Origin of the sequence: Actinophytocola oryzae, assembly GCF_004364325.1 — a bacterium.
Taxonomy (GTDB): Bacteria; Actinomycetota; Actinomycetes; order Mycobacteriales; family Pseudonocardiaceae; genus Actinophytocola; species Actinophytocola oryzae.
This window is the reverse complement of sequence record NZ_SOCP01000026.1, coordinates 12,731-25,324: the sequence shown is the minus strand read 5'-3', so window position 1 is coordinate 25,324 and position 12,594 is coordinate 12,731. Positions and strand designations below refer to the sequence as shown.

Sequence of the window (12,594 nt, the reverse complement as noted above, 5' to 3'; positions counted from 1 at the left end):
CTGGAGGAGGTCGGTCGGCGCACCCGGGCGCCGACTTGATCAATACGGCGGCGACGGGTCAGCTGACCCGACGGCAGATCGCGCTGGAGACGCGAACGAAGTCCACGTGGCGCCGTGCCACGAGGAGCAGTTCGATCGCGGTCATCATGCTTTTCAGCGTGCCACGCGCCCACGGTGTGGTCCAACGCGATCCGTATCGTGGGACACCGTGACCCGACTCATACTCCATTGACGCTCGACATGCGCCCGATGGCAGTAGCCGTCTGCTCCGTCAGCGGGCAGTCGTGGGAAGCAGTCGGGTTCGACGCTGGCCGGAGACTTGCCCACACCGATCACGTCGGCGTGATCGGTGTGGGCCCGTGTGGGTGCTCCTCGGTCAGCGACTGACGTCGCGGACGGCGCCGTAGGAGGCGTCGGTCGTCAGGCGGGCGTAGGCGCGGAGGGCGGCCGTCACCTGGCGCTGGCGGTCCTTCGGCTGCCAGGGGCGCTCGGCCGACTCCATCTTCGCGCGGCGGTCGGCCAGGACGTCGTCGGAGACCAGCAGCTCCAGCCGGCGCTCGTGCACGTCGATCAGGATGCGGTCGCCGTCCTCGACCAGACCGATCAGGCCGCCGCCCGCCGCCTCCGGGGAGATGTGGCCGATCGACAGGCCCGAGGTCCCGCCGGAGAAGCGGCCGTCCGTGATCAGGGCGCACTTCTTGCCGAGGCCCGCGCCTTTCAGGAACGCCGTCGGGTGCAGCATCTCCTGCATGCCGGGACCGCCCGCCGGGCCCTCGTAGCGCACGACCAGCACGTCACCCGGCTGGATCTCACGCTTGAGGATCACCGAGACGGCCTCCTCCTGGCTCTCGACCACGCGCGCGGGCCCCTCGAAGCGGAACAGCTCCTCCTCGATGCCCGCCGCCTTGATCACGGCGCCGTTCTCGGCCAGGTTGCCGCGCAGCACCGCGAGGCCCCCCTCGGCCGTGTAGGCGTGCTCGACGTCGTGGATGCAGCCGTCGGCGGCGTCCGTGTCCAGCGAGGACCAGCGGTTCGACGTCGAGAACGCCTTCGTGGTCCTGACCCCGCCCGGCGCCGCGTGGAACAGCTCGACGGCCTCCTCGGACGGCGACTTCGCCCGAATGTCCCATTCGGACAGCCACTGCTCGAGTGACGGCGAGTGGATCGTGTGGACGCCCTCGTTGAGCTTCCCGCCTCGCCACAGTTCACCCAGGATCGCGGGAATTCCACCCGCTCGGTGCACGTCTTCCATGTGGTAGCTGGAGTTCGGCGACACCTTCGCCAGGCACGGCACGCGCCGTGAGATGTCGTCGATGTCCGAAAGGGTGAAGTCGACCTCGCCCTCACGCGCCGCCGCGAGGATGTGCAGCACGGTGTTGGTGGACCCGCCCATCGCCATGTCCAGCGCCATGGCGTTGACGAACGCCTCGCGCGTCGCGATCGAGCGCGGCAGCACCGAGTGGTCGTCCTCGCCGTAGTACCGCTTGGCCAGCTCCATCACCGTCGTGCCCGCGCGGGAGAACAGGTCGCGTCGCGCGGAGTGGGTGGCCAGAGTGGACCCGTTGCCCGGCAGGGCGAGACCCAGTGCCTCAGTCAGACAGTTCATCGAGTTCGCCGTGAACATCCCCGAGCACGACCCGCAGGTCGGGCACGCCGACTGCTCGACGGCGGTCAGCCCGATGTCGTCCACGTTGTCGTTGGCCGACGCGGAGATCGCGGTGATCAGGTCGGACGAGGTGTGGGTCACCCCGTCGACGACGACCGCCTTGCCTGCCTCCATCGGGCCGCCGGAGACGAACACCGTCGGGATGTCGAGGCGCATGGCCGCGTTCAGCATGCCCGGCGTGATCTTGTCGCAGTTCGAGATGCACACGAGCGCGTCCGCGGTGTGCGCGTTGACCATGTACTCGACGCTGTCCGCGATGATCTCCCGCGACGGCAGCGAGTACAGCATCCCGCCGTGCCCCATGGCGATGCCGTCGTCCACGGCGATGGTGTGGAACTCGCGGGCGGTGCCACCCGCCTCCTTGACCGCGGCGGCCACGATGTCGCCGAGGTCACGCAGGTGCACGTGGCCCGGCACGAACTGCGTGTAGGAGTTCGCGATGGCCACGATCGGCTTGCCGAAGTCGCCGTCGGTCATGCCGGTGGCGCGCCAGAGCGCACGGGCGCCCGCCGCGTTGCGGCCATGGGTGGTGGTTCGGGAACGGAGCTCAGGCACGGCTCCTCCAAGTCCTAGTCAGCGTCTTCTTCCGACGGCTCCGCGGCGGGCACGCCTGCCGGCTCCGGCGCCTCGGTCGGGTCGTCCAGCCGGCCACCGCTGATCAGGGCGAGGGCCGGGAGGTGGCGGGTGCGCACGGTCGGCAGCGGGAGTTCCTTCCCGTCCTCGACCACGGCCCGCACCCAGGACCGCTCGGACACCCGGAGCGCACGCACGTCCGACCACGGCAGCACGTGCCGCCCGAACAGGGTCCGGGTCACCAGCTTGTCCCGGTCGGCGGTCGTGCGGACACGCATCACCCACACGATGACGGCCACCGGCACCAGGTAGACCGCGTACAGGCCCGGCGCCGCCCACGCGAACGGCGTCGCGGCCACGGCGAGCAGCAGCGCACCGAGCACGGCGGTCGCCGGGATGCGGAACACCAGCCGCGCCGGCACCTGCTGAACGGTCACGGTCTACATGGTGCCACGCGGCGCGACCAGCCTCGCGACCAGCAGGGCTCTCACCATCCGGGACCGCGATCCCGCAGAGTTGACGCCCTACTGCGAACGCACTAACGTCATCGGCGTGCCCCAGCAGACCGGTCTCGTACTTCCGCAGCGCGTTCGACGCTGAGGAAGTCAGCTGCGTCGAACGCGCGACCCTCGTACGACCACACCGGTCGGCGGGGGTTTTTTCGTGTGTGAGCACGTGCTGAGAGCCTGGTAGACCTACCCGACAAGAGGCAGAAGCCGATGACCAGTGCGACACAGCGGCCGACCCCGGCCGCCGCAACGCCCGGGCCGCGTCCAGCGGCCCCCCGACCGAAACCAGCTCCGCCGACCGGCACCCCGGTCCGGGTGACCGGCGCGCAGTCGCTCGTCCGCTCGCTCGAGGCTGTAGGCGTCGAGGTGGTGTTCGGTATTCCGGGCGGCACGATCCTCCCGGCCTATGACCCGCTCCTGGACTCCACGAAGGTCCGGCACATCCTGGTCCGCCACGAGCAGGGCGCGGGCCACGCCGCCACCGGGTACGCCCAGGCCACCGGCAAGGTCGGTGTCTGCATGGCGACCTCAGGTCCCGGCGCCACGAACCTCGTCACGCCCCTGGCCGACGCCAACATGGACTCGGTTCCGATCGTCGCGATCACCGGCCAGCAGTCCAGGGCCCTGATCGGCACCGACGCGTTCCAGGAAGCCGACATCTGCGGCATCACGCTGCCCGTCACCAAGCACAACTTCCTCATCAAGGACCCCGCGGAGATCCCGAGGGCCATCGCTGAGGCGTTCCACATCGCGAGCACCGGCCGACCCGGCCCCGTGCTCGTCGACATCCCCAAGGACGTGCTGCAGGAGACCACCTCGTTCTCCTGGCCGCCCGAGATGCGGCTGCCCGGCTACAAGCCGACGACCCGGCCGCACGGCAAGCAGGTGCGCGAGGCCGCGAAGTTGATCGTCAACGCGAAGCGGCCGCTGTTCTACGTCGGCGGCGGCGTGCTCAAGGCGCAGGCGTCCCCCGAGCTGGCGGAGCTGGCCGCGCTGACCGGCATCCCCGTGGTCACCACGTTGATGGCCAAGGGTGCCTTCCCCGACTCGCACCGCCAGCACCTCGGCATGCCGGGTATGCACGGCTCGGTCGCCGCGGTCGCCGCCATGCAGCGCGCCGACCTGCTGATCGCGCTGGGCGCCCGGTTCGACGACCGGGTCACCGGCCAGCTGTCGACGTTCGCGCCGGACGCGCAGATCGTGCACGCGGACATCGACCCTGCGGAGATCTCCAAGAACCGCCGCGCGGACGTGCCGATCGTCGGCGACTGCAAGGAGATCATCGCCGAGCTGGTGGCCGCGGTGCGTGCCGAGCTGTCCGACGGCGGCAAGCAGGCCGACCTCGACAGGTGGTGGCAGCAGCTCGACTCGTGGCGCGAGACATTCCCGCTCGGCTACGAGTGGCCGCCGGACGGGTCGCTGGCGCCGCAGTACGTCATCGAGCGCATCGGCGCGATCGCCGGGCCGGAGTCGATCTACACCGCGGGCGTCGGCCAGCACCAGATGTGGGCCGCGCAGTTCATCAAGTACGAGAACCCGTCCACCTGGCTCAACTCCGGCGGTCTCGGCACGATGGGGTACGCGGTGCCCGCGGCCATGGGCGCGAAGTTCGGCATGCCGGACAAGGTGGTCTGGGCCATCGACGGCGACGGCTGCTTCCAGATGACCAACCAGGAGCTCGCGACCTGCGCCATCGAGGGTGCGCCGATCAAGGTGGCCGTGATCAACAACGGCAACCTCGGCATGGTGCGGCAGTGGCAGAACCTCTTCTACTCGGAGCGCTACTCGCAGACCGACCTCGGCACGCACAAGCACCGCATCCCCGACTTCACGCTCCTGGCGGAGGCGCTCGGCTGCGCGGGACTACGCTGTGAGTCCAAAGAGGACGTGGACTCGGTCATCCAGCGCGCGATGGAGATCAACGACCGGCCCGTGGTGGTCGACTTCGTGGTCGGCAAGGACGCGCAGGTGTGGCCGATGGTCGCCGCGGGCACGGGCAACGACGAGATCATGGCGGCGCGCGGCATCCGCCCGCTGTTCGACGAGGACTGATAAGCCATGAGTACACACACCCTCTCGGTGCTCGTCGAGAACAAGCCAGGTGTCCTGGCCCGTGTGGCCGGGTTGTTCTCCCGGCGCGGCTTCAACATCGAGTCGCTCGCGGTGGGCCCGACCGAGCACGCCGACGTCTCCCGCATGACCATCGTCGTCGCGGTGGACGAGCTGCCGCTCGAACAGGTGACCAAGCAGCTCAACAAGCTCGTCAACGTCATCAAGATCGTGGAGCTGGACCCGGCCGTGTCGGTACAGCGCGAGCTGCTGCTCGTGAAGGTGCGTGCCGACGCGACCGTGCGAACGCAGGTGCTGGAGACCGTGCAGCTGTTCCGTGCCAAGGTGGTCGACGTGTCGCCGGAGGCGCTGACCATCGAGGCGACCGGCACCGAGGACAAGCTCGAGGCACTGCTGCGGATGCTGGAGCCCTACGGGGTGCGTGAGATGGTGCAGTCCGGCCGGGTCGCGATCGGTCGCGGCCCCCGTTCCATCACGGCCACCGGCGTCCGCTGAGGCTTGCTCAGTAATTCAGGGAAGGAAGTACACACCAGCATGGCAGTCGAGATCTTCTACGACGACGACGCTGACCTGTCGATCATCCAGAACCGCAAGGTCGCCGTCGTCGGCTACGGCAGCCAGGGGCACGCGCACGCGCTGTCGCTGCGCGACTCCGGCGTCGAGGTCCGGATCGGGCTGCAGGAGGGCTCGAAGTCGCGGGCCAAGGCCGAGGAGGAGGGCCTGACCGTCGGGACGGTCGCCGAGGTCGCCGCGTGGGCCGACGTGATCATGATCCTGGCGCCGGACACCAAGCAGCGGTCGATCTACGCCGAGGAGATCGCGCCGAACCTGAACGACGGCGACGCGCTGTTCTTCGGGCACGGCTTCAACATCCGCTACGGCCTGATCACCCCGCCCGGCAACGTGGACGTGGCGATGGTCGCGCCCAAGGGCCCCGGTCACCTGGTGCGCCGCCAGTTCGTGGACGGCAAGGGCGTGCCGTGCCTCATCGCGGTCGAGCAGGACGCGACCGGTTCGGCGCAGGCACTCGCGCTCTCCTACGCGAAGGGCATCGGCGGCTCGCGTGCCGGCGTCATCAAGACGACCTTCAAGGAGGAGACCGAGACCGACCTGTTCGGCGAGCAGGTCGTCCTCTGCGGCGGCACGACCGCGTTGGTGCAGGCCGGTTTCGAGACGCTGGTGAACGCCGGGTACACCCCGGAGGTGGCGTACTTCGAGTGCCTGCACGAGCTGAAGCTGATCGTCGACCTCATGTACGAGGGCGGCATCGCGCGCATGCGGTACTCGATCTCCGACACCGCCGAGTACGGCGACGTGACCCGTGGCCCCCGTGTCATCACCGACTCGGTCCGCAAGGAGATGGGCAAGATCCTCGCCGAGATCCAGAACGGCGACTTCGCCAAGGAGTGGGTGGACGAGGACGACAACGGTCGCCCGAACTTCCACAAGCTGCAGGAGCAGGGCGAGCAGCACCCGATCGAGGAAGTTGGCAAGAAACTGCGCGGACTCATGTCGTGGGTAGACCGCCCCATCACGGAAACCGCCTGATCGGGTGAATTCGACGGCCCGGTGGTCACTCTTTAGGGCCACCGGGTCATCGGTTAGCGTGACTGACATGAGTAACGAACCGACCGCCCGCGCGTCGGCCCCGATCTTCGACGACAAGGCGCACGTCCGGGGCAAGCTGGACCTGACCAACGCGGAGTGGCAGCGCGCGGCCGAGCCGGACGCCGACCCGGACGGCGAGTACGTGGAGATCGCCTTCGTGCCCCACACGGACGGCAAGACCTACATCGCGATGCGGAACTCGAAGTTCACCGGCCCGGACGACACCGTGCTGGTCTTCACCGAGTCGGAGTGGGACGCGTTCGTGGCCGGCGCGAAAGCCGGCGAGTTCGACGAACCCTGGTGAAATTTCGTGGTGGGCCGGCCGTTTCACACTGACCATGGGTCATGGCCCGCCACGAGCAAGCCCCGGCACGGCGTGCCCAGGCCCGCCGAAGACGGACCTGGCTCGGGTTCGCGAAAGTCTGGACGTACTTCTGGGGAATCCTGGCCGTCTCCGCCACCGTGTTCGTACCTCCGTGGTCGGACGGCGAGCCGGACACGGTAGGCGGCGTCTACGCCTGCATCGCCTTCGCTGTGCTGACGGCCCTCGGCGTGCTCACGGTCCGCCTTCGCAGCGTCCCGAAGCCGCAGGCCTCACCACTGCCGCCGATCCACCGCGACGAGAGCGACCGGTCACCGTCGCCGGACTCGAGTGCCTGGCAGCCCATGCGACAGCTGGCGGCGACGGAGTCCGCGCTGTCCCAGCTGATCGGCCGCATACGCACCACCGGGGTCGCGCCGTCCGTGGTCGAGGAGTCCTGGCGCACGGCCGCCGAACGGCGTCGAAGCTCCGCGCGATCGCGACAACGCTGGACTCCGTGGAGCTGGCGGCCCGGCACTCGCGTCGCCCAGTGGACCGGGCTCGACCCGGCGCGGGACTACGAGGCCGCCGCCGGCGGTGTCCTCGTCGCCGTGATCGTCTGCCCATGGTGATCTCCGGCCTGTTCGCCATCCGGAACCGGCGTACCCCGCGGCCCACGCTCGAGATCGAGTCGCGGTACCGGGTGCCCCGCAAGGGATCGGCCGCGTACCAGCCGATGACGGACCTCGCCGAGGCCGAGGAGGTGCTGGCGGAACTGCTGGGCAGGCTGAGCGAACGGCCGGGTGCGTCTCCCGTCGTCGACCGCCTCCGGCGCGCCGCCGCCGAGACCGCGTCCGCCGTCCGCTCGACGGCCGTGCGGCTCATGGACGCCGAACGGGCACGGCACGAGGTCGACGACCTCCGGGTCACGCTCGACGAGGGACTGGACACCTACCGAGGTCACATCGCGACCGTCGGCCGCGTGATGCTCCTCGGGATCGACGACCTGAGGGTGAACGGCTCGTGAACTGGATACGCCCCCACGAACCGGACAGTCGCCTCGTATTCATGACGGATACCACTCGTACGAGGCTGTCGCCTCGCTCACCAGGTGAGGAAACGATTCAGCAAAGCTCCTAGACTGCCCTCGGTTGGTTACAACGCCGTAACCGCGCCCTCAACAGCCGCGCAATCCTGGAGTTCGCGTCGTGACCCAGCAGACTCGTCCCGTAGTCCTCATCGCCGAGAAGCTGGCGCCGTCCGTGCTCGACGTGTTCGGAGACGAGGTGGAGGTCCGTCACGTAGACGGTACGGACCGCCCCGCTCTCCTCGAAGCCGTCGCGCACGCGGATGCCCTCCTCGTCCGCTCCGCCACCAAGGTCGACGCCGAGGTGCTCGCCGCGACCACGCGGCTGAAGGTCGTCGCCCGTGCCGGCGTCGGTCTCGACAACGTCGAGGTCCCGGCCGCCACCTCCCGTGGCGTCCTGGTCGTCAACGCGCCGACCTCGAACATCGTCTCCGCCGCCGAGCACGCGGTCGCCCTGCTGCTGTCCACCGCGCGCCAGATCCCGGCCGCGCACGCGACGCTGCAGAACCACGAGTGGAAGCGCAGCAAGTTCTCCGGCACCGAGATCAACGGCAAGATCGTCGGTGTCGTCGGCCTCGGCAAGATCGGCCAGCTCTTCGCCCAGCGCCTCGCCGCGTTCGGCACCGAGCTGATCGCCTACGACCCCTACGTGTCGCAGGCCCGCGCCGCGCAGCTGGGCATCGAGCTCGTCACGCTCGACGAGCTGCTCGCCCGCGCCGACTTCATCTCCATCCACCTGCCGAAGACCCCCGAGACCAAGGGCCTCATCGGCGCCGACCAGCTCGCCAAGGTCAAGCCGGGCGTGATCATCGTCAACGCGGCACGCGGTGGCCTGATCGACGAGCAGGCGCTGGCCGACGCGGCCCGTGACGGCCGGATCGGCGGTGCGGGCGTCGACGTGTACTCGTCGGAGCCCACCACCGACAGCCCGCTGTTCGGCCTGCCGAACGTGGTCGTCACCCCGCACCTCGGTGCGTCGACGGCCGAGGCCCAGGACCGCGCGGGCACGGACGTGGCCCGTTCGGTCATGCTCGCCCTGCGCGGCGACTTCGTGCCGGACGCGGTGAACGTCGCGTCGGGTGGCGTGGTCGGCGAGGAGGTGCGGCCGTACCTGTCGCTCACCCAGAAGCTCGGGCTGGTGCTGTCGGCGTTCAGCAGCACCCCGCCCACCTCGGTCGCGGTCGAGGTGCGTGGCGAGCTGTCGAACGAGGACACCTCGGTGCTCTCGCTCGCCGCGCTGCGTGGCGTGTTCTCCGGGATCGTCGAGGACCAGGTCACCTTCGTCAACGCGACCAGGATCGCCGAGAGCCTCGGCGTGGCCGTGTCGATGGAGAAGGAGGCGGAGAGCCCCAACCACCGCAGCCTTGTCACCCTGCGTGCGGTCTACCCGGACGGCGACGTCCTGACCGTCAGCGGCACGATCAGCGGCATCGCGGAGGTCGAGAAGGTCGTCGAGGTGCACGGCCGGTCGTTCGACCTGCGCGCCGAGGGCGCCAACCTGTTCCTGGAGTACGAGGACCGACCCGGCGTCATGGGTGTGGTCGGCACGCTTCTCGGCAAGGTCGGCATCAACATCGAGGCCGCACAGATCAGCCAGACGGGTGACGGCGAGGACGCGGTGATGATCCTGCGTGTGGACCGCCCGGTCGACCCCTCCATCCTGGAGTCCATCGGCGCGTCGGTGCGCGCGACGATCATCCGCACGGTGGATTTCGGCTAGGCGACACCACCTAGTCGGGTGGCCAGGCAAGGAGATCCGACGTCTTCCCGGTAGCCTGCACGAACTACTAAGAGAGCCCGAAACTCCGGGAGGTGTGCATGCGGCTCGCGGTGATCCCAGGAGATGGGATCGGGCCGGAAGTGATCGCCGAGGCACTCAAGGTGCTGAACGAGGTGGTGCCGAACGTCGAGGTCACCAAGTACGACCTTGGTGCGACCCGGTGGCACGCGACTGGCGAGCTGCTACCGGAGTCGGTGCTCGGCGAGCTACGGCAGCACGACGCGATCCTGCTCGGCGCGGTCGGCGATCCGTCGGTGCCGAGTGGCATCCTCGAGCGGGGACTGCTGCTGCGGCTTCGGTTCGAGCTCGACCACCACGTGAACCTGCGTCCGGCACGGCTTTACCCCGGCGTGCAGAGCCCGTTGGCCAACCCCGGCGAGATCGACATGGTCGTGATCCGGGAAGGCACGGAGGGCCTGTACGCGGGCAACGGCGGCCTGCTGCGCAAGGACACCCCGCACGAGATCGCGACCGAGGTCAGCGTCAACACGGCCTACGGCGTGGAGCGGGTCGTCCGGGACGCGTTCGCCCGCGCGGTCACCAGGCCGCGCAGGCACCTGACACTGGTGCACAAGACGAACGTGCTCACGCACGCAGGCTCGCTCTGGTCGCGGGTGGTGGAGGAGGTCTCGCTCCAGCACCCGGACGTGACGGTGTCCTACCAGCACGTCGACGCGGCCACGATCCACATGGTGACCGACCCGGCCCGCTTCGACGTGATCGTCACCGACAACCTGTTCGGTGACATCCTCACCGACCTCGTCGCGGCGGTCACGGGTGGCATCGGCCTGGCGGCCAGCGGCAACATCGACATCACACGGCGCAACCCGTCGATGTTCGAGCCGGTGCACGGCAGCGCGCCGGACATCGCCGGCCAGGGCGTCGCGGACCCGACCGCGGCGGTGCTGTCGGTCGCGCTGCTGCTCGACCACCTGGGCGAGCACGAGGCGGCCCGGCGCATCGAGGCGTCGGTGGCGTTCGACCTGGCGACGCGGGACCACCCGTCACCGGGCAACACCTACGCCATCGGCGACCGGCTGGCGGCACTGGTGTCGTCGAACACCCCGACGACGAACGTCGAGCTGTAGATCGAGTTCAGTGAGAAGGCTCCCTCCACGCGGAGGGGGCCTTCTCGCATTGTGGGAGGACGCGCCCGGGACTTGGTACCCGGCTGTCCTGTGTGGCAGCATGCCACCGTGACCTTCTCTGCCGTGATCATTATCGCCGAGCGCGTCGGGTAGCTGAGCTACTTCACCCGACGCGCTGACCTCTCGCATCCTGCGGGAGGTTTTTTTGTGCCCTACGGCAGAAACGGTCGCTCCGCAAGCTCCGCTCCGAGGAAAGGCACCTGTCGTGACCCGCACGACCCCGGCCGACACCCCGCTCGGCGACTCCTTCCACGTGTTCGACACGACCCTCCGGGACGGTGCCCAGCGCGAGGGCATCACGTACTCCGTCGCCGACAAGCTCGCCGTGGCACGGTTGCTCGACGAGGTCGGTGTCGGGTTCATCGAGGGCGGCTGGCCGGGTGCGATGCCGAAGGACACCGAGTTCTTCGCGAAGGCACGTGAGCTGGACCTCCAGCACGCGGCGCTCGTCGCGTTCGGGTCGACGCGCCGCGCGGGCACGACCGCGGACCGGGACCCGCAGGTCCGGGCGCTGCTGGACTCGGCGGCCCCGGTCGTCACGCTGGTCGCCAAGTCCGACCGCCGCCACATCGAGCGGGCACTGCGCACCGACGTGCCCGAGGCGTGCGCGATGGTCCGCGACACGGTGTCCTTCCTCGTCGGCGAGGGCCGCCGCGTCTTCCTCGATGCCGAGCACTTCTTCGACGGCTACGCCCACGACCCGGACACGGCGCTCGCCGTGCTGACCGCCGCGGTCGAGGCGGGCGCCGACGTCGCCGTGCTGTGCGACACGAACGGCGGCCAACTACCCCTCCACCTCGCCGACACCGTCGGCGAGGTCATCGCCCGCACCGGTTTCCGTGTCGGCATCCACTGCCAGGACGACACGGGCTGCGCCGTCGCGAACAGCATCGCCGCGGTGCAGGCAGGTGCCACCCACGTCCAGTGCACCGCGAACGGCTACGGCGAGCGAGCGGGCAACGCGGATCTCTTCTCCGTTGTCGGCAACCTCGTCACCAAGCTCGGCATGCCGGTGATCCCGGCGCACGCCGTGCCCGAGCTGTCGCGGGTCTCGCACGCTCTTGCCGAGATCGCCAACATCGCACCCGACACCCACCAGGCCTATGTCGGGTCGTCGGCCTTCGCCCACAAGGCGGGCCTGCACGCGAGCGCGATCAAGGTGGATCCGTTGTTGTACAACCACATCGATCCCACCGTCGTCGGCAACGACATGCGGGTGCTGGTCACCGAGATGGCCGGCCGGGCCAGCCTCGAGCTCAAGGGACGCGAGCTCGGGGTCGACCTGGCCGGCCAGCCGGAGGTGCTGACCGCCGCCGTGCGCAAGGTGAAGGAGCTGGAGTCCCACGGTTGGTCGTTCGAGGCGGCGGACGCGTCGCTCGAGCTGCTGCTGCGCCACGAGCTGTCCGAAGTGGACGAGCCGCCGTTCACCCTGGAGTCCTACCGCGTGATCATGGACCACAGCATCGACGGCACGGTCGTGTCGGAGGCGACGGTCAAGCTGCACGTGAACGGCGCGCGCGTCCTCGCGACGGCGGAGGGCAACGGCCCGGTGCACGCGCTGGACGCCGCGCTGCGTGAGGCGTTGCTGCCGCACCTGCCGTGGCTCTCGGCGGTACAGCTGACCGACTACAAGGTTCGCATCCTGGTCGACCACCCCGGCACCGACGCGGTGACGAGGGTCCTGGTCGAGTCGACCGACGGCGAACGCGAGTGGACCACGGTCGGCGTGCACGGCAACATCGTCGAGGCGAGCTGGCTGGCGCTGTGCGACGCGTTGGTGCACAAGGCGATGCGGGCGTCGAGGCCGCTCACCGCCGTCGGCGGGCACGGTGGCCCGCCGACGACGTGAGGC

12 protein-coding genes are annotated in these 12,594 nt (G+C 69.4%); 9 read left to right on the top strand and 3 right to left on the bottom strand.

The window, feature by feature from the left end; translation table 11 throughout:
* Positions 1-58 precede the first annotated feature (58 nt).
* From CLV71_RS50535 to CLV71_RS43205, 3 genes are all read right to left on the bottom strand, one after another.
* Entirely contained in the window at positions 59-148 is a 90-nt protein-coding gene (locus tag CLV71_RS50535) for a putative leader peptide (RefSeq protein ID WP_341771717.1), read from the bottom strand.
* Between the two features lie 228 nt (positions 149-376).
* Positions 377-2,221: a dihydroxy-acid dehydratase gene (gene ilvD / locus CLV71_RS43210; protein WP_133908780.1), complete on the bottom strand. Its 1,845-nt coding sequence runs from the start codon at positions 2,219-2,221 to the stop codon at positions 377-379.
* A gap of 14 nt (positions 2,222-2,235) precedes the next feature.
* Positions 2,236-2,676: a PH domain-containing protein gene (locus CLV71_RS43205; RefSeq protein WP_133908779.1), complete on the bottom strand. Its 441-nt coding sequence runs from the start codon at positions 2,674-2,676 to the stop codon at positions 2,236-2,238.
* Between the two features lie 282 nt (positions 2,677-2,958).
* Here CLV71_RS43205 and CLV71_RS43200 point away from each other — a divergent pair, with 282 nt between their 5' ends.
* The 9 genes from CLV71_RS43200 (at position 2,959) to cimA (ending at position 12,591) form a co-directional block, all read left to right on the top strand.
* Positions 2,959-4,800 (top strand): acetolactate synthase large subunit, encoded by a 1,842-nt coding sequence (locus CLV71_RS43200; RefSeq protein WP_133908778.1) that lies wholly within the window; start codon positions 2,959-2,961, stop codon positions 4,798-4,800.
* A 6-nt stretch (positions 4,801-4,806) separates the two neighbouring features.
* The gene (ilvN, locus tag CLV71_RS43195) at positions 4,807-5,313 is read left to right on the top strand and encodes an acetolactate synthase small subunit (RefSeq protein WP_133908777.1); all 507 of its coding nucleotides are present in this window, start codon (positions 4,807-4,809) and stop codon (positions 5,311-5,313) included.
* A gap of 39 nt (positions 5,314-5,352) precedes the next feature.
* Positions 5,353-6,366: a ketol-acid reductoisomerase gene (ilvC, locus tag CLV71_RS43190; protein WP_133908776.1), complete on the top strand. Its 1,014-nt coding sequence runs from the start codon at positions 5,353-5,355 to the stop codon at positions 6,364-6,366.
* A gap of 67 nt (positions 6,367-6,433) precedes the next feature.
* Positions 6,434-6,730, top strand: coding sequence for a DUF397 domain-containing protein (locus CLV71_RS43185; protein WP_133908775.1), 297 nt, complete (start codon positions 6,434-6,436; stop codon positions 6,728-6,730).
* 41 nt (positions 6,731-6,771) lie between these two features.
* The gene (locus CLV71_RS43180) at positions 6,772-7,359 is read left to right on the top strand and encodes a hypothetical protein (RefSeq protein ID WP_133908774.1); all 588 of its coding nucleotides are present in this window, start codon (positions 6,772-6,774) and stop codon (positions 7,357-7,359) included.
* Complete coding sequence (locus CLV71_RS43175; RefSeq protein ID WP_133908773.1) at positions 7,353-7,754, top strand: hypothetical protein; 402 nt, start codon at positions 7,353-7,355, stop codon at positions 7,752-7,754. Before CLV71_RS43180 ends, CLV71_RS43175 begins: the two co-directional genes overlap by 7 nt.
* A 181-nt stretch (positions 7,755-7,935) precedes the next feature.
* Positions 7,936-9,534 (top strand): phosphoglycerate dehydrogenase, encoded by a 1,599-nt coding sequence (serA, locus tag CLV71_RS43170; RefSeq protein ID WP_133908772.1) that lies wholly within the window; start codon positions 7,936-7,938, stop codon positions 9,532-9,534.
* Positions 9,535-9,632: 98 nt separating this feature from the next.
* Positions 9,633-10,682: a 3-isopropylmalate dehydrogenase gene (locus CLV71_RS43165; RefSeq protein ID WP_133908771.1), complete on the top strand. Its 1,050-nt coding sequence runs from the start codon at positions 9,633-9,635 to the stop codon at positions 10,680-10,682.
* Between the two features lie 265 nt (positions 10,683-10,947).
* The gene (cimA, locus tag CLV71_RS43160; RefSeq protein WP_133908770.1) at positions 10,948-12,591 is read left to right on the top strand and encodes a citramalate synthase; all 1,644 of its coding nucleotides are present in this window, start codon (positions 10,948-10,950) and stop codon (positions 12,589-12,591) included.
* Positions 12,592-12,594: the final 3 nt, after the last annotated feature.

Excerpts from the sequence above, each read along its gene's own strand:
- CLV71_RS50535 (WP_341771717.1), bottom strand. The coding sequence starts at position 148 with ATGATGACCGCGATCGAACTGCTCCTCGTGGCACGGCGCCACGTGGAC.
- CLV71_RS43200 (WP_133908778.1), top strand. The coding sequence starts at position 2,959 with ATGACCAGTGCGACACAGCGGCCGACCCCGGCCGCCGCAACGCCCGGG.
- ilvN (WP_133908777.1), top strand. The coding sequence starts at position 4,807 with ATGAGTACACACACCCTCTCGGTGCTCGTCGAGAACAAGCCAGGTGTC.
- ilvC (WP_133908776.1), top strand. The coding sequence starts at position 5,353 with ATGGCAGTCGAGATCTTCTACGACGACGACGCTGACCTGTCGATCATC.
- CLV71_RS43185 (WP_133908775.1), top strand. The coding sequence starts at position 6,434 with ATGAGTAACGAACCGACCGCCCGCGCGTCGGCCCCGATCTTCGACGAC.
- CLV71_RS43180 (WP_133908774.1), top strand. The coding sequence starts at position 6,772 with ATGGCCCGCCACGAGCAAGCCCCGGCACGGCGTGCCCAGGCCCGCCGA.
- CLV71_RS43175 (WP_133908773.1), top strand. The coding sequence starts at position 7,353 with ATGGTGATCTCCGGCCTGTTCGCCATCCGGAACCGGCGTACCCCGCGG.
- CLV71_RS43165 (WP_133908771.1), top strand. The coding sequence starts at position 9,633 with ATGCGGCTCGCGGTGATCCCAGGAGATGGGATCGGGCCGGAAGTGATC.